This window comes from Serratia sp. CC22-02 (assembly GCF_900182895.1).
GTDB classification, from domain to species: Bacteria; Pseudomonadota; Gammaproteobacteria; order Enterobacterales; family Enterobacteriaceae; genus Serratia; species Serratia nevei.
The window spans coordinates 547,535-565,796 of sequence record NZ_FXUD01000002.1; the positions used below are offsets into that span (position 1 = coordinate 547,535).

Annotated in this window: 13 protein-coding genes; all 13 read left to right on the forward strand. The window is 64.0% G+C overall.

Features of this window, described 5'->3' with window-relative positions; genetic code table 11:
• Window positions 1-69 precede the first annotated feature (69 nt).
• Window positions 70-903: a phosphonate ABC transporter ATP-binding protein gene (phnC, locus tag QOL81_RS09500; RefSeq protein ID WP_038880081.1), complete on the forward strand. Its 834-nt coding sequence runs from the start codon at window positions 70-72 to the stop codon at window positions 901-903.
• 41 nt (window positions 904-944) lie between these two features.
• The gene (gene phnD / locus QOL81_RS09505; protein WP_019454696.1) at window positions 945-1,877 is read left to right on the forward strand and encodes a phosphonate ABC transporter substrate-binding protein; all 933 of its coding nucleotides are present in this window, start codon (window positions 945-947) and stop codon (window positions 1,875-1,877) included.
• 78 nt (window positions 1,878-1,955) lie between these two features.
• Window positions 1,956-2,819, forward strand: a complete 864-nt coding sequence (gene phnE / locus QOL81_RS09510; protein ID WP_019454695.1) for a phosphonate ABC transporter, permease protein PhnE — start codon at window positions 1,956-1,958, stop codon at window positions 2,817-2,819.
• Window positions 2,816-3,715: a phosphonate ABC transporter, permease protein PhnE gene (gene phnE / locus QOL81_RS09515; protein ID WP_033637591.1), complete on the forward strand. Its 900-nt coding sequence runs from the start codon at window positions 2,816-2,818 to the stop codon at window positions 3,713-3,715. Before phnE (QOL81_RS09510) ends, phnE (QOL81_RS09515) begins: the two co-directional genes overlap by 4 nt.
• Before the next feature lie 109 nt (window positions 3,716-3,824).
• Window positions 3,825-4,289, forward strand: coding sequence for a YehS family protein (locus QOL81_RS09520; protein WP_004939471.1), 465 nt, complete (start codon window positions 3,825-3,827; stop codon window positions 4,287-4,289).
• A gap of 176 nt (window positions 4,290-4,465) precedes the next feature.
• Entirely contained in the window at window positions 4,466-7,033 is a 2,568-nt protein-coding gene (locus tag QOL81_RS09525) for a putative mucin/carbohydrate-binding domain-containing protein (protein ID WP_197757735.1), read from the forward strand.
• Between the two features lie 222 nt (window positions 7,034-7,255).
• Window positions 7,256-9,094: an allophanate hydrolase gene (gene atzF, locus QOL81_RS09530; protein WP_197757734.1), complete on the forward strand. Its 1,839-nt coding sequence runs from the start codon at window positions 7,256-7,258 to the stop codon at window positions 9,092-9,094.
• A complete protein-coding gene (uca, locus tag QOL81_RS09535; RefSeq protein WP_197757733.1) occupies window positions 9,087-12,707 on the forward strand; it encodes an urea carboxylase in 3,621 nt (1,206 codons plus the stop codon). The genes atzF and uca overlap by 8 nt, the downstream gene beginning before the upstream one ends.
• Before the next feature lie 14 nt (window positions 12,708-12,721).
• The gene (locus QOL81_RS09540; protein ID WP_038880441.1) at window positions 12,722-13,441 is read left to right on the forward strand and encodes a GntR family transcriptional regulator; all 720 of its coding nucleotides are present in this window, start codon (window positions 12,722-12,724) and stop codon (window positions 13,439-13,441) included.
• A gap of 26 nt (window positions 13,442-13,467) precedes the next feature.
• Window positions 13,468-14,736, forward strand: a complete 1,269-nt coding sequence (gene urtA / locus QOL81_RS09545) for an urea ABC transporter substrate-binding protein (protein WP_038880098.1) — start codon at window positions 13,468-13,470, stop codon at window positions 14,734-14,736.
• A 56-nt stretch (window positions 14,737-14,792) separates the two neighbouring features.
• A complete protein-coding gene (gene urtB / locus QOL81_RS09550) occupies window positions 14,793-16,373 on the forward strand; it encodes an urea ABC transporter permease subunit UrtB (RefSeq protein WP_100396117.1) in 1,581 nt (526 codons plus the stop codon).
• The gene (gene urtC / locus QOL81_RS09555; protein ID WP_060421132.1) at window positions 16,373-17,449 is read left to right on the forward strand and encodes an urea ABC transporter permease subunit UrtC; all 1,077 of its coding nucleotides are present in this window, start codon (window positions 16,373-16,375) and stop codon (window positions 17,447-17,449) included. The genes urtB and urtC overlap by 1 nt, the downstream gene beginning before the upstream one ends.
• Window positions 17,446-18,252 (forward strand): urea ABC transporter ATP-binding protein UrtD, encoded by an 807-nt coding sequence (urtD, locus tag QOL81_RS09560; protein ID WP_197757732.1) that lies wholly within the window; start codon window positions 17,446-17,448, stop codon window positions 18,250-18,252. Before urtC ends, urtD begins: the two co-directional genes overlap by 4 nt.
• Window positions 18,253-18,262 lie beyond the last annotated feature (10 nt).

Consider the following 18,262-nt stretch of genomic DNA (forward strand, 5'->3'; position numbering starts at 1 on the left):
TCCCACTGTCATAAACTTATCCGTTAATAGGTGCCCATAATGATTAGCCACTGAAACCAGAGAAATCATATGGCTCAGGCACTGTTAAAATTGGCACAGCACGACTTTCCAGGGCAGCACGCCGCCGCATCCCGCAAAGTATTATCGGTAAAGGGACTCGGCAAGGCCTACAAAGCGCAGCAGCGCGTGCTGGATGACATCAATTTCGATCTGCACGCCGGCGAATTCGTGGCGGTGATCGGCCGTTCCGGCGCGGGCAAGTCCACGCTGCTGCACACCCTGAACGGCACCATTCCTTCCAGCTGCGGCGAGATGCTGCACTTCGAAGACGATGGTGCGGCGCAGGATATCGCCCAGCTGGCCGGCCGCCAGATGCGCCAGTGGCGCGCGCGCTGCGGCATGATCTTCCAGGACTTCTGCCTGGTGCCGCGGCTGGACGTGATGACCAACGTGCTGCTGGGCCGTCTGAGCCATACGTCCACATTGAAATCCTTCTTCAAACTGTTCGATGACGCCGACCGCGCTCGCGCCATCGAGCTGTTGCAGTGGCTCAATATGCTGCCGCACGCGCTGCAGCGCGCCGAGAACCTCTCCGGCGGCCAAATGCAGCGCGTCGCCATCTGCCGCGCGCTGATGCAAAACCCGCAAATCCTGCTGGCCGATGAGCCGGTCGCGTCGCTCGATCCGAAAAACACCCGCCGCATCATGGACGCGCTGCAGAAAATCAGCGAAGACGGCATCGCGGTGATGGTGAACCTGCACTCGGTCGAACTGGTGAAAGAGTATTGCTCGCGGGTGATCGGCATCGCCCACGGGAAGATCGTGTTTGACGGGCATCCTTCGCAACTGAACGAACGGATCCTGCACCAGCTGTATGGCGAAGAAGCCAATCAGATCCATTGAAGCACTTTTGACCTTTACCCTTTACACACAAGGCACACCTAATGAAAAAAGTATTGAGTCTGACCACCCTGATGGCCGGCGCGATGATGGTATTTAATGCTGCCGCAGCGGATGCGCCGAAAGAGCTGAACCTGGGCATTCTCGGCGGCCAGAACGCCACCCAGCAGATCGGCGATAACCAGTGCGTGAAGCAGTTTCTGGATAAAGAGCTGAACGTCGATACCAAGCTGCGCAACTCGTCCGACTATTCCGGCGTGATCCAGGGCCTGCTGGGCGGCAAGATTGACCTGGTGCTGAGCATGTCGCCGTCGTCGTTCGCTTCGGTCTACATCAAGGATCCGAAAGCGGTGGACATCGTCGGCATCGCGGTCGACGACGTCGACCAGTCGCGCGGCTACCACTCGGTGGTGGTGGTGAAGGCCGGTAGCCCGTACCAGAAACTGGAAGACCTGAAAGGCAAGGCCATCGGCTTCGCCGATCCGGATTCCACCTCCGGCTTCCTGATCCCGAACCAGGCGTTTAAAAAGCTGTTCGGCGGCACGGTCGACAACAAATACAACAACACTTTCTCCAGCGTCACCTTCTCCGGCGGCCACGAGCAGGACATTCTCGGCGTGTTGAACGGCCAGTTCGAAGGCGCGGTGACCTGGGCGTCGATGATCGGCGACTACAACACCGGCTACACCAGCGGCGCGTTCACCCGCATGATCCGCATGGATCACCCTGACCTGATGAAACAGATCCGCATCATCTGGCAGTCGCCGCTGATCCCGAACGGCCCGATCCTGGTGAGCAACTCGCTGCCGGCCGACTTCAAGGCCAAAGTGGTCACCGCGATCAAGAAGCTGGATAAAGACGATCACCAGTGCTTTATCAAAGCGATGGGCGGCAAACAGCACATCGGCGACACCACCCTGGCGGAATACCAGAACATCATCGATATGAAGCGCGAGCTGACCAAAGGCGACCGTTAATTCCCGGCTGCCTCGGCCGTCCGAATGAAGGGGTTCAGCGTGCTGAACCCCTTGTTCCATAAAGATGGAAGACCTCTTTTGAATACCGATTTCGCACACTATTACCAACGGATCCGCAGCAAGCAAAAGCGCGAAGCGCTGCTGTGGTCGCTCGGGCTGGTGGTGCTGTACCTGGGCGCCGGCAACCTCGCCGAGTTCAACCTGCACACCGTCTGGGTGTCTATTCCGCACTTCTTCGACTACCTGGCCGAAACCATTCCGACGCTGCATTGGCATTTGCTGTTCGCCGACGGGCGCACCGAGGGCTCGCTGGCCTACTGGGGTTACCGCCTGAATATCCAGCTGCCGCTGATCTGGGAGACCCTGCAGTTGGCGCTGGCGGCGACCATTTTCTCTGTGCTGGTGGCGACCGTGCTGGCGTTTCTGGCGGCCGGCAACACCTATACCCCGGCCTCGGTGCGGCTGGCGATCCGCACGCTGGTGGCGTTTTTGCGCACCATGCCGGAGCTGGCGTGGGCGGTGATGTTCGTGATGGCGTTCGGCATCGGCGCCATTCCCGGCTTCCTGGCGCTGGCGCTGCACACCATCGGCAGCCTGACCAAGCTGTTCTACGAATCGATAGAAACCGCCTCCAACAAACCGGTGCGCGGGCTGGCGGCCTGCGGCGCCACGCCGCTGCAGCGCATGCGCTTCGGCCTGTGGCCGCAGGTGAAGCCGGTGTTTCTCTCCTACAGCTTCATGCGGCTGGAGATCAACTTCCGTCAGTCGACCATTTTGGGGCTGGTGGGCGCGGGCGGCATCGGCCAGGAGCTGATGACCAACATTAAACTCGACCGCTACGATCAGGTCAGCATGACGCTGCTGTTGATCATCGTGGTGGTTTCCGTGCTCGACTACGTGTCGGGCGAGCTGCGTAAGCGCGTGGTGGAGGGGGCAAAATGATAGCGGGCACTCCGGCGTCGGCGGAAACGCTGCGCCAGTTGAAACAACAGCATCCGGCGATCTTCGCGCAGCAGGGGCGCTACCTGCGCACCGTCGGCCTGATCGCGCTGGCGATCGTGCTGTACTATGTGTTCTTCTTCCTGGTCTTCGGCATTACCTGGCCGCAGTTTATCAACGGCTGCCAGCAGCTGGGGCGCTATTTCCTGCGCATGTTCGTCTGGCACGACTTCGTCAACTGGCCGTTCATGTACTACTTCCAGCAGATCGGCATCACCATCGCCATCGTGTTCGCCGGCACCATCACCGCGTCGCTGATCGCGCTGCCGCTGTCGTTCTTCGCCGCGCGCAACGTGATGTCGACGCCGCTGCTGCGGCCGATCTCCGTGCTGGTGCGCCGCTTGCTGGACGTGCTGCGCGGTATCGACATGGCGATCTGGGGGCTGATCTTCGTGCGCGCTGTCGGCATGGGGCCGCTGGCCGGGGTGTTGGCGATCGTGATGCAGGACGTCGGGCTGCTGGGCAAACTGTACGCCGAAGGGCACGAGGCGGTGGACAAGTCCCCCAGCCGCGGCCTGACGGCGGTGGGCGCCAACGGGTTGCAGAAGCACCGCTACGGCATCTTCACCCAATCGTTCCCCACCTTCCTGGCGCTCAGCCTGTACCAGATCGAGTCCAACACCCGCTCTGCGGCGGTACTGGGCTTCGTCGGCGCCGGCGGTATCGGCCTGGTGTACGCGGAAAACATGCGGCTGTGGAACTGGGACGTGGTGATGTTCATCACCCTGATTCTGGTGGTGGTGGTGATGATCATGGATAAGGTCTCGTCGATGCTGCGCAACAAGTACATCATCGGCGAAGACATCCCGCTGTATCAGCAAAAAAGCCAAATCGATTGAGAAACCCCTTGCCGATCCCTATACTGCCGCACATTCAAGGTGTGTGGCAGTCATTTCGTTTCGCAATGTGCGCACGTCCCCGTTAGACAAGTAAAGGCAATGCAATCCCATGATGAACAACGACGTGCTGCGCAGCGTGCGCTATATGCTGAGCATTAACAACGCCAAAATGGTCGAGATTATCAAACTGGACGATTTCGAGGTGGCGGTGTCGGCGATGGACGCTTACGTGATCAAAGAAGGCGAGCCGGGCTACGAGAAGTGCCCGGACGAAGTGATGGCGCACTTCCTCAACGGCCTGGTGTTCTTCAAGCGCGGCAAGGACGACAAGTTCCCGGCGCCGGCGGTTGAGCTGCCGATCACCAATAACCTGGTGCTGAAAAAGCTGCGCGTGGCGTTCGAGCTGAAAGACACCGACATGCACCAGATCTTCACCGCGGTGGACTTCCGCATCTCCAAGCCGGAGCTGAGCGCGCTGTTCCGCAAAGAAGGCACCAAGAACTACCGCCCATGCGGCGATCAGATGCTGCGCTACTTCCTCAAGGGGCTGGCGCAACGCGTTCGCGGCGAGTAACGCGCAGCGTTCACCGAGCCTCAGGCGCAATCGCAAGGTTGCGCCTTTTTTATTGCCGCTCTCCCGCCCGCCGTTGTTGTACAGGCCCTCAGCCATCCGCCATCGATGGTGGGCGGGCCGCCCCCCGGTTACTTTCTCATGGTCAATTCAATCACCCAAACCATGAGGAAAGCAGGATGCCAACCATCACGAAAACCCAATCACTTTACACGTTGACCCGGCCGGTCTGGCTGGATGCGGCAGGCATGAGCAAAGGTATCGATCACGATCGCCAGCACCTGGGCATCATTCTCGCCGCCGGGCAGGTGCTGCGAGTGCGGCAGACCAACGCGGCGTTTACCGGCAAGCTCACGCTGCGCTTGCTGAATGACGACAGCAAAACGGAGGCTGAATTCAGCGTCGGCGCGAGCTGGGTCGAGGCCCAGGTCAATGCCGTCTCGGTGCCGTTTATCGATACGCCGTACGGGCAGGGCGAACCGGCGCTGGAGTTCGAGTATCCGGACACGGCGAAAGCGCTGCCGGTTTATCGCCGCGGCGAAAACGAAGCCGCATTCTTCGCCCGCTGGGACGATCGGGACGCCGAGTTTGCGCTGGTCGATGCGGAATACGCGGTATTGCTGGTGCCGAAAATCAGTAAACCGGCGCTGAAGTCGCTGGGCGAAGCGAAAAACATCGACGGGCTGATCGCCTACTATGACCGCATTTTCACCTTCTACAATGCGCTGACCGGCGTCTCGTTCGAGGCTGAACACGAATCCGATCGCAATATTCGCAACCGCTACTTTATGAAGGCCGATAAACACGGCGCTGGCGCCGCGTATTACGGCGGCCGCTGGACGGCGGAAACCAGCAGCTCGGTCAGCAGCTTCTGGCTGACGCCGAAAGACAGCAACTGGGGCAGCCTGCATGAGATCGCGCACGGCTATCAGGGGCACTTTATGGGCGACAAATATTTCTCCACCGGTGAGATGTGGAACAATATTTACGCCGCTTGCTATCAGGACGTGATGCTGGGAGAGCGCAAATACCAGGAAGGGTGGCTGTATAACTACGGCAACGCGGCTGGCGTCGAGAAGAAAATTGTCGATCTGATCGCTCAGGGTACGCCGCTCAACCAGTGGGATCTGCGCTCCAAGCTGTTCTTCGCGATGCTGATGGTCGACAAGGCAGGCAAGAACGCCTTCACGCACTTTAACCAGCAGTATCGCCAAAGCTGCAATACGCCGGGCTTCGTGCCGTCCGAACATGCCTTGCTGGACCTGCTGTCGGCAAGCTTCGCCGCGGCCGGCGAGCAAATCGACGTGACGCCGTTCGTCGAGCTGACCGGCGGCGTGATCACCCAAACGCAGCGCGATCTCAACGCGTACAGCCACGCCAAGGCGGTATACCCGCTGTATCAACTGGTGGATGCGCAGAGTTTGCCGGCGGTGCAGGCACAGCTGAAGCTGGATTCCTCCCTGCGCCTGGTCGATTCCTCTCAGCTCAAGGCGAGCGGCCTGAAAGGCGATGTCGCCCTGAGTCTGGATATCGATGACTTTGCGCAGATCTACGGTGAGGATCTTGTCCTGATGGAAGGGGCGCGCTATGCCCACAAGGTCCGTATCGACGCGCCGACCCTGGCCCTGGCTGGGTTGCCGATCGGCGTGTACACCCTGCGGTTGCCGACCGGTAAAGATCGCAAATACCGGCCGACGGCGGGTTACCTGACGGTGAAACAGGGGAAAAACGCGGTGACGCTTCGCTTCGAGCGCAAAGCCGCTTCGCCGATCGTGTCGCAGGAGATCAATCTGTTGGGCCTGAGCGATGCGGTCTTCGCCACCGTGGTCGTCGATCGCGCCAAAGGGGCGGTGGTGGTTGACGTGACCAGCACCACGCCGCACGCCTACTTCCCGGGTGAAACCTATGCCCGGGTGACGCTGCGCGATCGGCAGGGTGCGGTGCGGTTCAGCAAAGAGGTTCAGGGCACTCAGGCTACGTTAAGTCATGACGAGCTGCCGTTTGCCGAGGGTGATGACATCGAGATTTATCATGTGGAGCCGAGCCGGGTGCGTTTGAATCCGGCGGCGGCCGGCGTCATCGATAACAAAAACAAAACCAATGTGCTGCGTATCGAAACCAGCGGGCTGAAAAACCCGGCGTTGCCCGGCGATCCCGAGCAGGCGCTGCTGACGCGCCTGGAACAGGCAGCGCAGCGTTTGCGTCGGCTGCTGCCGGCCTACTACGCGCCATCGTCGTCGTTCAAGGACGATATTTATCTGGCGATCGGCGCCTTTGCCGAGCCGCAGCGCGAGCCGCTGTTGGCGACCTATCGGGATTGCCTGCCGGCCGACAATACGCCGCCGGGCGCTAACGTCGGCAATGCGTTTACCGTGGCCGGCAAAGGGATTGGCGATCGCCAGTTTCTGACCTGCGCCGTCGATCTGGTGAAGAAAACCGTGACCGTGACGCTGGCGGCGGGGATTGCTCACCACTACTTTGCCGACAGCTACGCCTTCCTCAGCGTGACGGATGCGGACGGTAATACCTTGCTCAGCTACGACGTCATCGGCAGCCAAAATCAACAGGCTAAAACCTGGGTGCTGCCGCTGTCAGGCTACGGCGGTGAGGTGATCCATCTGCGGCATGAAGAGCCGGACAACCGTCTGACGATCGTCAACGAGATGCAGCATGTGCGGCTGGCGGAGAAGGGCAAGCAACAGACCTACTGCATTACGCCGGTTGGTTTGAAACGCATCAAGGATTGATCCCCATCGGCCTCCCGGGGCGGCGAGTATCGTCGCCCCGATTTTCCTCTGCATCATCCCCTTATTGCACTCTTTTTGTTCTCCGCTGCGCGCCGCTGGTGCAGGCCGTTCACCCTCGCCGTCATAAGTTTTAATTATAATTTATTGAAATCATGAGATTAAAAATTGGCACGCCGGTTGCTCTGTTGAATCCCATCTTGTGTACCAGATGGAATTCAGCCGATGAGCGACCCTGTTGAAGCGTGCGGTTTTACCCTCAGTGAATGGCAACACCATTATCAAACTCGTCCGGCGGGCGAGCGCCTCGCCTGCGTCAGCGCGACGATCGAAACGCTGATCGCCGGGCTGAACCCGGACGATAACGCCTGGCTGTATCTCGCCACGCCGGCGCAGCGCGAGCAGCAGTATCGGCAGCTGGCGCAGTTGCTGGCGGCGGTCGACGGCGATCTCAGCCGCCTGCCGCTGTTCGGCGTGCCCTTCGCCATCAAAGACAATATCGACGTCGGTGGCTGGCCGACCAGCGCCGCCTGCCCGGCGTTCACCTATCAGGCCGCGGCGGACGCCACCGTGGTCGCGAACCTGCGCGCCGCCGGGGCGATCGCCCTCGGTAAAACCAACCTCGACCAGTTCGCTACCGGGTTGGTGGGCACCCGCTCACCTTATGGCGCGGTGGTCAACAGCTTCGACAGCCGCTACGTCAGCGGCGGTTCCAGCTCCGGCTCCGCCTCGGTGGTGGCGCGCGGCCTGGTGCCGTTCGCGCTGGGCACCGACACCGCCGGTTCGGGGCGCGTGCCCGCCGGGTTCAACAACATCGTCGGGCTGAAGCCGACCAAAGGGCGGTTGTCCAACCGCGGCGTGGTGCCGGCCTGTCGGTTGAACGATACGGTGTCGGTCTTCGCGCTGACGGTGGCCGATGCGGCGCAGGTGGCGGAACTGGCGAGTGGCTTTGACGCGGCAGATCCGTATTCCCGCCCCGATCCGCATACCGCGCCGGCGGATATTCCCGCCGCGCCGCGTTTCGCCATCCCCGCCCAGCTGGAGTTTTTCGGTGACGTTCAGGCCGAGCGGGCGTTTCACCGCACGCTGGCGCAGCTGCAGGCGGGCGGCGCCACGCTGGAACCCCTCGATTTCGCGCCGTTTCGCACCCTGGCGGAACAGCTGTATTACGGTCCCTGGGTGGCGGAGCGCACCGTGGCGATTGAGCAGGTGCTGGAAGCGAGCCCGCAGGCTATCGACCCGGTGGTGCGCGGCATCGTCGGCAACGGCCTGAGCTACAGCGCCTGCGACGCCTACAAGGCGGAATACCTGCGCGCCGAGCTGACGCGGCAAATTGCTCAGCGGCTGGCGCCGTTCGACGCGCTGGTGGTGCCGACCGCGCCCACTATCCGCACCCTGGCGGAGATGGCGCAGGAGCCGGTGCTGTTCAATTCGCAGTTCGGCACTTACACCAATTTCACCAACCTGGCCGATCTGAGCGCGCTGGCGCTGCCGGGGCCGCTGCGCGAAGACGGGCTGCCGGCGGGCATCACCCTGATTGCGCCCGCCTGGCATGACCGGGCGCTGGCGGCGTTTGGCCTGCGCTGGCAACGGCAAAGCGCCTTACCGCTCGGGGCTACCGGCCGGGCATTGCCGCCGCAGCCCGCGCCGGCGCCGTCCTCGGGACATGTGCGTCTGGCGGTAGTGGGCGCTCACCTCAGCGGTATGCCGCTCAACGTCCAGCTGACGCAGCGCGACGCGGTGCGGGTGGAGCAAACCGTCACCGCCCCCTGTTACCGCCTCTACGCGCTGGCCGATACCGAGCCGCCGAAGCCGGGGCTGGCGCGCGTGGCGCAGGGAGCGGCGATCCGTCTTGAGCTGTGGGACATCCCGCTGGCCCGTTTCGGCGAGTTTGTGGCGGAAATCCCGGCGCCCTTGGGCATCGGCACGCTGCTGCTGGCGGACGGCCGGCGGGTGAAGGGGTTTATCTGCGAAGCCTGGGCGCTGGAAGGCGCCACGGATATCACTGAGTTTGGCGGCTGGCGCGACTATCTCGCCAGCCTTAAGGGGCACGAACATGTTTAATACTGTACTGATCGCTAACCGCGGCGAAATCGCCTGCCGCGCCATTCGCACCCTGAAACGCCTGGGCGTCACCAGCGTGGCGGTTTATTCCGACGCTGACCGCAATGCGCCGCACGTCACCGAAGCCGACAAGGCAGTGGCGCTCGGCGGCGACAAGGCCGCCGACAGCTACCTGCGCATCGACAAGATCCTTGCGGCCGCCGCCGCCACCGGCGCGCAGGCGATTTACCCCGGCTACGGCTTTTTGTCCGAGAGCGCCGAGTTTGCCGAAGCCTGCGAGGCGGCGGGCATCGCCTTTATCGGCCCGACGGCGGCGCAGATCCGTGAGTTCGGCCTCAAGCACCGGGCGCGCGAGCTGGCGGCGTTGGCCGGAGTGCCGATGACGCCGGGCACCGGCTTGCTGGAGAGCGTTGAGCAGGCGGTTACCGCCGCCGCGCGCATCGGCTACCCGGTGATGCTGAAAAGCACCGCCGGCGGTGGCGGCATCGGCCTGACGCGCTGTGACGACGAGGCGGCGCTGCGCGACGCCTACGACAGCGTCAAACGGCTGGGAGAACAGTTCTTCCGCGACGCCGGCGCCTTTATCGAACGCTTCGTCGATCGCGCGCGCCACGTCGAGGTGCAGATTTTCGGCGACGGCCAGGGGCGGGTGGTAGCGCTCGGCGAGCGCGATTGCTCGCTGCAGCGCCGCAACCAAAAGGTGGTGGAAGAAACCCCGGCGCCACACTTGCCGGCGGCGACCCGCCAGGCGCTGCATCGGGCGGCGGTGGCGCTGGGCGAGTCGGTGAATTACCGCAGCGCCGGCACCGTAGAATTCATTTACGACGCCGCGCGCGACGAGTTTTACTTCCTGGAAGTGAACACCCGCTTACAGGTCGAGCACCCGATCACCGAGATGGTCACCGGCCTGGATCTGATCGAAGGCATGCTGCAGGTGGCGGCGGGCGACGCGCTGGATTGGGCGGCGCTGCAACGCGCGCCGCAGGGCGTGGCGATCGAAGTGCGCCTCTACGCCGAAGATCCGCTGAAAAACTTCCAGCCCAGCCCCGGTGTGCTGACCGAGGTGCATTTCCCCACCGACGTGCGCCTCGACGGTTGGGTGGCGACCGGCAGCGAAGTCTCGGCGTTTTACGACCCGATGATCGCCAAGCTGATCGTGCACGGCGCGGATCGGGCGCAGGCGCTGGAAAAACTGCGCGTGGCGCTGGCGGCGACCCGTTTGCACGGCATCGCCACCAACCTCGACTATCTGCGGCAGGTGATCGCCACGCCGCAATTTCAGCGCGGCGACGTTTGGACGCGCCTGCTGGACGAGGTGCGTTTCCAGCCGCACTGCCTCGAAGTGCTGCAACCCGGCACCTACAGCAGCGTGCAGGATTATCCCGGCCGCCTCGGCTATTGGGACATCGGCGTGCCGCCGTCCGGCCCGATGGACGACTTCGCGTTCCGGCTGGCCAACCGCATCGTCGGCAACCACCCGGCGGCCGCCGGGCTCGAGTTTACCCTGCAGGGGCCGACGCTGCGCTTTCACTGCGACGCCATCATCGCGCTGACGGGTGCCAGCTGCCCGGCCGATTTGGACGGCGAAGCGGTCGCTTACTGGCGGCCGATCGCGGTGCGGGCCGGGCAGGTGCTGACGCTGGGGCGCGCCACGCATGGCTGCCGCACCTATCTGGCGGTACGCAACGGCTTTGACGTGCCGGTGTATCTCGGCAGCCGTTCCACCTTTGCGCTGGGCCAGTTCGGCGGCCACGCCGGGCGCACCTTGCGCGTGGCGGACATGCTGGCGATCGCTCAACCGGCGCTGGCTGCCAGCACCACGCCGGCGCCGATCGCCGCGCCGCAGGCGATGGACGACAGCCTGATCCCGTACTACGGCGACCAGTGGCACATCGGCGTGCTGTACGGTCCGCACGGCGCGCCGGACTTTTTCACCGCTGAATCAATAGAGGCCTTCTTCGCCGCCGACTGGCAGGTGCATTACAACTCCAACCGCCTCGGCGTGCGCCTGGCGGGGCCGAAGCCCGAATGGGCGCGGGAGGACGGCGGCGAAGCCGGTTTGCATCCTTCCAACGTGCACGACTGCGAGTACGCCATCGGTGCAATCAACTTCACCGGCGATTTCCCGGTGATCCTGACCCGCGACGGGCCCAGCCTCGGCGGCTTCGTCTGCCCGGTGACCATCGCCAAGGCCGAGCTGTGGAAAGTGGGGCAGGTGAAGCCGGGCGACCGCATCCGGTTCCATCCGATCGGCTTTCGCCAGGCGCAGTCGCTGGAGCAGGCGCAGCTTGGCAGCATCGAAGCGCTGGCGGCGGTGAAGGCCATCACCCTGCCGCCGCCGGATCTGGCCCCGGCGGAGACCGTTTCCGCCGCGGTGCTGGCGGCGCTGCCGGCGGCGGAAGGGCGCCCGGCGGTGGCGTATCGCCAGGCGGGGGACGGTTACATTCTGATGGAGTACGGCGACAACGTGCTCGATCTGGCGCTGCGGCTGCGCATCCATCTGCTGATGCAGTCGCTGCGAGAGGAGGCGATACCGGGCGTGGCAGAGCTGGCGCCGGGCGTGCGTTCGCTGCAGATCCGCTACGACAGCCGACAGATTAGCCAGGTCGACCTGCTGCAGCGCCTGCTGGCGCGCGAACGGGCGCTGGGGGACGTCAGCCGCCTGAAGGTGCCGACGCGCACCGTCTGGCTGCCGATGGCGTTCGAGGATTCGGCCACGCTGGGCGCGGTGGATCGCTATCAGCAGACGGTGCGCGCTTCGGCGCCCTGGCTGCCGAACAACGTCGATTTTATCCAGCGCATCAACGGCCTGAGCCGACGCGAACAGGTACGCGACATTCTGTTCGACGCCAGCTACCTGATCCTCGGTCTGGGAGACGTTTACCTCGGCGCGCCCTGCGCGGTGCCGCTCGATCCGCGCCATCGCCTGCTGAGCTCCAAATACAACCCGGCGCGCACCCACACCGCCGAAGGAACGGTCGGCATCGGCGGCATGTACATGTGCATCTACGGCATGGACTCGCCGGGCGGTTACCAACTGGTGGGGCGCACGCTGCCGATCTGGAACAAATTCCTCAAAAACCCGCAGTTCACCGCCGGTGAGCCTTGGCTGCTGCGCTTCTTCGATCAGGTGCGCTTCTACCCGGTCAGCGAGCAAGAACTGGACGAGCAGCGCGAAGCGTTCCGCGAAGGGCGCATGCAGGTGCGCATCGAAGAGAGCGAATTCGACTTCGCCGCCTACACCGATTTCCTGGCCGACAACGCCGAGGCGATCGCCGACTTCCAGCATCGCCAGCAGCAGGCGTTCAGCGCCGAAGTGGCGCGCTGGCGCAGCGATGACGACGAGGCCGAGGCGCAGCTGTTGCCGCCGGTTGAAGATGACGCGATCGATGGCGATCTGGTCAGCGCCGATCTGAACGGCAGCGTGTGGAAGATCCTGGTGGAGCCGGGGCAGGCGGTGGCGGCCGGTCAGCCGCTGATCGTGGTCGAGGCGATGAAGATGGAGCTGGCGGTCACCGCGCCGCGCGCCGGGATCGTCAAACGCATCAGCTGCCGGCAGGGGCGGCCGGTCGGGCCGGGCGACGCCCTGCTGTGGCTGGAAAAAGCGGTCTGAACGGAGGGGCGATGATGCAAATCACCAACGGGGAGCACAAGGCGCGGCCTGAGGGGCTGGCGGAGCGCATTTATCTGCAGCTCAAGGCCGACATCTTCGAGTTTCGCCTGCTGCCGGGCGATCGCTTCAGCGAAAGCGACGTGGCGCAGCGCATGGCGGCCAGCCGCACGCCGGTGCGTCAGGCGCTGTTTCGGCTCGAGCGCGAAGGCTATGTCGAGGTGCTGTTTCGCAGCGGCTGGCAAGTGCGGCCGTTCGACTTCGCCTACTTCGAAGAGCTGTACGACCTGCGCATCGTGCTGGAACAAGAGGCGGTGAAACGGCTGTGTGAATGGCCGGCCGGGGAAACGCCGGCCGCGCTGGCGGCGCTGAACCGTTTTTGGACCGAAGCGCCGCGTCTGGCGGACGGCCAGGCGGTGTCGCAGCACGATGAGCAGTTTCATCAGGCGTTGGTGGCCGCGGCGGGCAACGGCGAGATGGCGCGCATTCACCGCGAACTGACCGAAAAGATCCGCATCATTCGCCGGCTGGATTTCACCCAGCAGGCGCGGGTGGACGCTACCTACCGCGAACACGCCGCCATTTTGCAGGCGATCCTGCAGCGGCAAAGCGGGGCGGCGCAAGCGCTGCTCGGCGAGCATATCGCCGTCAGCAAGGCAGAGGTACGAAAAATAACGCTGCACATGTTGCATCAGGCGCGGGCCCAGCAGCCCGCGCGCTCGGCGCAACGATTTTGATTTCACACACATCAGGAGTTTGAACTATGCAACGTCGTCGTTTTATCAAAGCTTTTGCGCTGTCCGCCGCCGCGATCGGCCTGGGCCTGGCCTGGAGCGCGCAGGCCGCCGACACCATCAAGGTCGGCATTCTGAGTTCGCTCTCCGGCACCATGGCGATTTCCGAGACGCCGCTGAAGGATGTGGCGCTGATGACCATCGACGAGATCAACGCCAAAGGCGGGGTGCTCGGTAAAAAGCTGGAGCCGGTGGTGGTGGATCCGGCCTCCAACTGGCCGCTGTTCGCCGAGAAGGCGCGTCAGCTGCTGAGCCAGGACAAGGTGGCGGCGGTGTTCGGCTGCTGGACCTCGGTGTCGCGCAAGTCGGTGCTGCCGGTGTTTGAGGAGCTGAACGGGCTGCTGTTCTACCCGGTGCAATACGAAGGCGAAGAGATGTCGCCGAACGTGTTCTATACCGGCGCGGCGCCGAATCAGCAGGCGATCCCGGCGGTGGAATACCTGCTGAGCGAGGACGGCGGCGGCGCCAAGCGCTTCTTCCTGCTGGGCACCGATTACGTCTATCCGCGCACCACCAACAAGATCCTGCGCGCCTTCCTGCACAGCAAAGGCGTGCAGGACAAGGATATCGAAGAGGTCTATACGCCGTTCGGCTACAGCGATTACCAGACCATCGTCGCCAACATCAAGAAGTTTGCCGCCGGCGGCAACACGGCGGTGATCTCCACCATCAACGGCGACTCCAACGTACCGTTCTACAAAGAGCTGGCCAACCAGGGCGTCAAGGCCACCGACGTGCCGGTGATCGCCTTCTCGGTCGGCGAGGAAGAGCTGCGCGGCATCGATACCCAACCGCTGGTGGGCAACCTGGCGGCCTGGAACTACTTCGAATCGCTGGATAACCCGACCAACAAGCAGTTTGTCAGCCAGTGGAAAGCCTACGCCAAGGCGCACAACCTGCCGAATTACGCCACCGCGGTCACCAACGATCCGATGGAGGCCACCTACGTCGGCCTCCACATGTGGGCGCAGGCGGTGGAAAAGGCCGGCACCACCGACGTCGATAAGGTGCGCGCGGCGATGGCCGGGCAAACCTTCGCCGCGCCGTCGGGCTTCACGTTGACCATGGACCAGACCAACCACCATCTGCACAAGCCGGTGATGATCGGCGAGATCGAGGGCAACGGCCAGTTCAACGTGGTGTGGCAGACCGAAGCGCCGGTGCGCGCGCAGCCGTGGAGCCCGTATATCGCCGGCAACGACAAGAAGCCGGATTACCCGGTGAAAGGCGGCAAGTAACGTCACTCAGCGCCGGCGCGGCCCAACGCCCGCCGGCCCAACAGAAGAGGCAGCTGATGCAATCTCCGTTTTTATCCTCTCTGCGCGTCGGGCTATGGCTGCTGTGCGCCTGGCCCCTGCTGGCGCAGGCCGGGCCGGCCGATGAGTTTGCGGCGGCCAACCGTGCGCAGCAGGCCAAGTTGTTGCAGGCATGGGCGGCCGAGCCGGACGCCGCGCGCCTGCCGCTGCTGCAGGGGCTGCAGCAGGAAACCGTGGCGATCGACGGGGCGAAGCGCGCCTTTATCCGCCAGGGCGATCGCTATCTGCCGCTCGAGGGCGAGGCGGCCCCGGTTGGCGAACCGAAGAAGGTGTGGCTGAACAACCGGCTGCGCATTCTGATCGCCAATGCGCTGTCGGCGCAGCGGTTGGTCAGCGCGGACGCGGCGGTGCGGCTGCAGGCGGCGACTGCGCTACAGCGCGAAGCGCAGGGCGATCAGCTGCCGCTGTTGACCCGGCGGCTGGCGCAGGAGAAAGACCCGCAGGTACGCGACGCGCTGAGCATTGCGCTGGCGAACCTGCAATTGACCGACGGCAATCCGCAGGTGCGTTTCAATGCGGTGCGGCTGTTGGGCGAATCGGGTGAACCGGAAACCCGCGCGCGGCTGCAAGCGTTGACCGATGCCGCCCACGAGCCGGACGCCGCGGTGCGCGCCGAGGCGCAACGCAGCCTGCAGCGGGTGCAGCATCGCCTGATGATCGGCGATCTGCTCGGCCAAGCGTTCAGCGGCCTGTCGCTCGGTTCGATCCTGCTGCTGGCGGCGCTCGGGCTGGCGATCACCTACGGCCTGCTCGGCGTCATCAATATGGCGCACGGCGAAATGCTGATGCTCGGCGCCTATTCCGCCTACCTGGTGCAGGGGCTGTTTCAGCAGTTTGCGCCGCAGTGGCTGGCGCTCTACCCGCTGGCGGCGCTGCCGGTGGCGTTCGCCATCACCGCCGGGATCGGCATGCTGCTTGAGCGCACGGTGATCCGCCACCTGTACGGCCGGCCGCTGGAGACCCTGCTGGCCACCTGGGGCATCAGCCTGGTGTTGATCCAGCTGGTGCGGGTGCTGTTCGGGGCGCAGAACGTCGAGGTCGCCAACCCAGCGTGGCTGTCGGGCGGCGTGCAGCTGCTGCCGAACCTGGTGCTGCCGTGGAACCGCATCGCGGTGATCGCGTTCGTGCTCTTGGTGCTGGCGATGACCTGGCTGCTGCTGAACAAGACCCGGCTCGGCATGAACGTGCGCGCGGTGACGCAAAACCGCGCGATGGCGGCCTGCTGCGGCGTGCCCACCGGGCGGGTGGACATGCTGGCCTTCGGGTTGGGATCCGGCATCGCCGGGCTCGGCGGGGTGGCGCTGTCGCAGTTGGGCAACGTCGGGCCGGAGCTGGGGCAAGGCTACATCATCGATTCGTTCCTGGTGGTGGTGCTCGGCGGCGTCGGCCAGCTGGCGGGGACGGTGGCGGCGGCTTTCGGCCTCGGCATCGTCAACAAGATCCTCGAGCCGCAGATCGGCGCCGTGTTGGGCAAGATCCTGATCCTGGTGCTGATCGTTCTGTTTATTCAAAAGCGCCCGCAGGGGCTGTTCGCCCTCAAGGGCAGGGTGATTGACTGATGAGCCAACCATTGACCGTGACCGGCGTGCAGAAAGCGCCCCGGCTGGCGTTGAGCATCGGCGGGCTGGCGTTGCTGGCGCTGCTGGTGATGCCGTTCATGACGCTGTTGCCGGCGGATCATCCGCTGGCGGTGTCCACCTATACCCTGACGCTGGCGGGCAAGATCCTGTGCTACGCGGTGGTGGCGGTGGCGCTCGATCTGGTATGGGGCTATGCCGGGCTGCTGTCGCTCGGCCACGGGCTGTTCTTCGCGCTCGGCGGCTACGCCATGGGCATGTACCTGATGCGGCAGGCGGCGGGCGACGGGCTGCCGGCGTTTATGGCGTTCCTCTCCTGGAATGAGCTGCCGTGGTTCTGGAGCGGCACCCAGCATTTCGCTTGGGCGCTGTGCCTGATCGTGCTGGTGCCGGGCCTGCTGGCCTTCCTGTTCGGCTACTTCGCCTTCCGCTCGAAAATCAAAGGGGTGTATTTCTCGATCATGACCCAGGCGCTGACCTATGCCGGCATGCTGCTGTTCTTTCGCAACGAAACCGGCTTTGGCGGCAATAACGGCTTTACCGGTTTCACCACGCTGCTCGGCTTTCCCATCACCGGCCCCGGCACGCGGGTGGCGCTGTTTCTGGCGACGGTGCTGCTGCTGGCCGCCAGCCTGGCCATCGGCTTTGCGCTGGCGCGCAGCAAGTTCGGCCGGGTGCTGACCGCGGTGCGCGATGCGGAAAACCGGCTGACCTTCTGCGGCTACGATCCGAAGGGCTTCAAGCTGTTCGTCTGGACGCTGTCGGCGGTGCTGTGCGGGCTGGCCGGCGCGCTCTATGTGCCGCAGGTCGGCATCATCAACCCCGGCGAAATGTCGCCGACCAACTCGATCGAGGCCGCCATCTGGGTGGCGCTCGGCGGGCGCGGCACGCTGGTGGGGCCGCTGCTCGGCGCCGGCATCGTCAACGGCGCCAAGAGCTGGTTCACCATGGCCATTCCCGAATACTGGCAGTTCTTCCTCGGCCTGATGTTTATCGTCGTCACGCTGTTTCTGCCCAAAGGGGTGATCGGCCTGCTGCGCCGGAGGAAAACCTCATGAAAGCGATGCAAGTGAACGACGAGCTGTTTACCCACCCGCTGCCGGCGGATAAATACCGGCAGCAAACCGATCCGGTGCTGCAGCTCGACAACGTCAACGTCAGCTTCGACGGTTTTCGCGCGCTGACCGATCTGTCGCTGCGCATTGGCGTCGGCGAACTGCGCTGCGTGATCGGCCCCAACGGTGCCGGTAAGACCACGCTGATGGATGTGATCACCGGCAAGACCCGGCCGGACAGCGGCAGGGTGTTTTACGATCAGACCGTCGATCTGACCCGGCTGGCGCCGATGCAGATCGCCCACGCCGGCATCGGCCGCAAGTTTCAAAAACCGACGGTGTTCGAGGCGCTGACGGTGTTCGAAAATCTGGAGATCGCGCAGAAAACCCGCAAATCGGTGTGGGCCTGCCTGCGCGCTCGCCTGAGCAGCGAACAGCGCGACCGCATCGACGAGATGTTGAAGACCCTGCGGCTGGGGCATGAACGCCACCGGCCCGCCGGGCTGCTGTCCCACGGGCAGAAACAGTTTCTCGAGATCGGCATGTTGCTGGTGCAAGAACCGCACCTGCTGCTGCTCGACGAACCGGCGGCCGGCATGACCGACGCCGAAACCGACTACACCGCCGAACTGTTCCGCGAGCTGGCGGGCAAGCATTCGCTGATGGTGGTGGAACACGATATGGGGTTTGTGGAAACCATCGCCGATCGCGTGACGGTGCTGCACCAGGGGCAGGTGCTGGCGGAAGGATCGCTGGCCCAGGTGCAGGCCGATGAACGGGTGATTGAGGTATATCTGGGGCGCTGAGGAGGCGTAA

Bases quoted from the DNA above. Each gene is read 5' to 3' on its own strand.
- urtB (WP_100396117.1), top strand. From the start codon at position 14,793: ATGCAATCTCCGTTTTTATCCTCTCTGCGCGTCGGGCTATGGCTGCTG.
- urtD (WP_197757732.1), top strand. From the start codon at position 17,446: ATGAAAGCGATGCAAGTGAACGACGAGCTGTTTACCCACCCGCTGCCG.
- atzF (WP_197757734.1), top strand. From the start codon at position 7,256: ATGAGCGACCCTGTTGAAGCGTGCGGTTTTACCCTCAGTGAATGGCAA.
- urtC (WP_060421132.1), top strand. From the start codon at position 16,373: ATGAGCCAACCATTGACCGTGACCGGCGTGCAGAAAGCGCCCCGGCTG.
- phnC (WP_038880081.1), top strand. From the start codon at position 70: ATGGCTCAGGCACTGTTAAAATTGGCACAGCACGACTTTCCAGGGCAG.
- phnE (WP_033637591.1), top strand. From the start codon at position 2,816: ATGATAGCGGGCACTCCGGCGTCGGCGGAAACGCTGCGCCAGTTGAAA.
- QOL81_RS09525 (WP_197757735.1), top strand. From the start codon at position 4,466: ATGCCAACCATCACGAAAACCCAATCACTTTACACGTTGACCCGGCCG.
- phnD (WP_019454696.1), top strand. From the start codon at position 945: ATGAAAAAAGTATTGAGTCTGACCACCCTGATGGCCGGCGCGATGATG.
- urtA (WP_038880098.1), top strand. From the start codon at position 13,468: ATGCAACGTCGTCGTTTTATCAAAGCTTTTGCGCTGTCCGCCGCCGCG.
- uca (WP_197757733.1), top strand. From the start codon at position 9,087: ATGTTTAATACTGTACTGATCGCTAACCGCGGCGAAATCGCCTGCCGC.
- QOL81_RS09540 (WP_038880441.1), top strand. From the start codon at position 12,722: ATGCAAATCACCAACGGGGAGCACAAGGCGCGGCCTGAGGGGCTGGCG.
- QOL81_RS09520 (WP_004939471.1), top strand. From the start codon at position 3,825: ATGATGAACAACGACGTGCTGCGCAGCGTGCGCTATATGCTGAGCATT.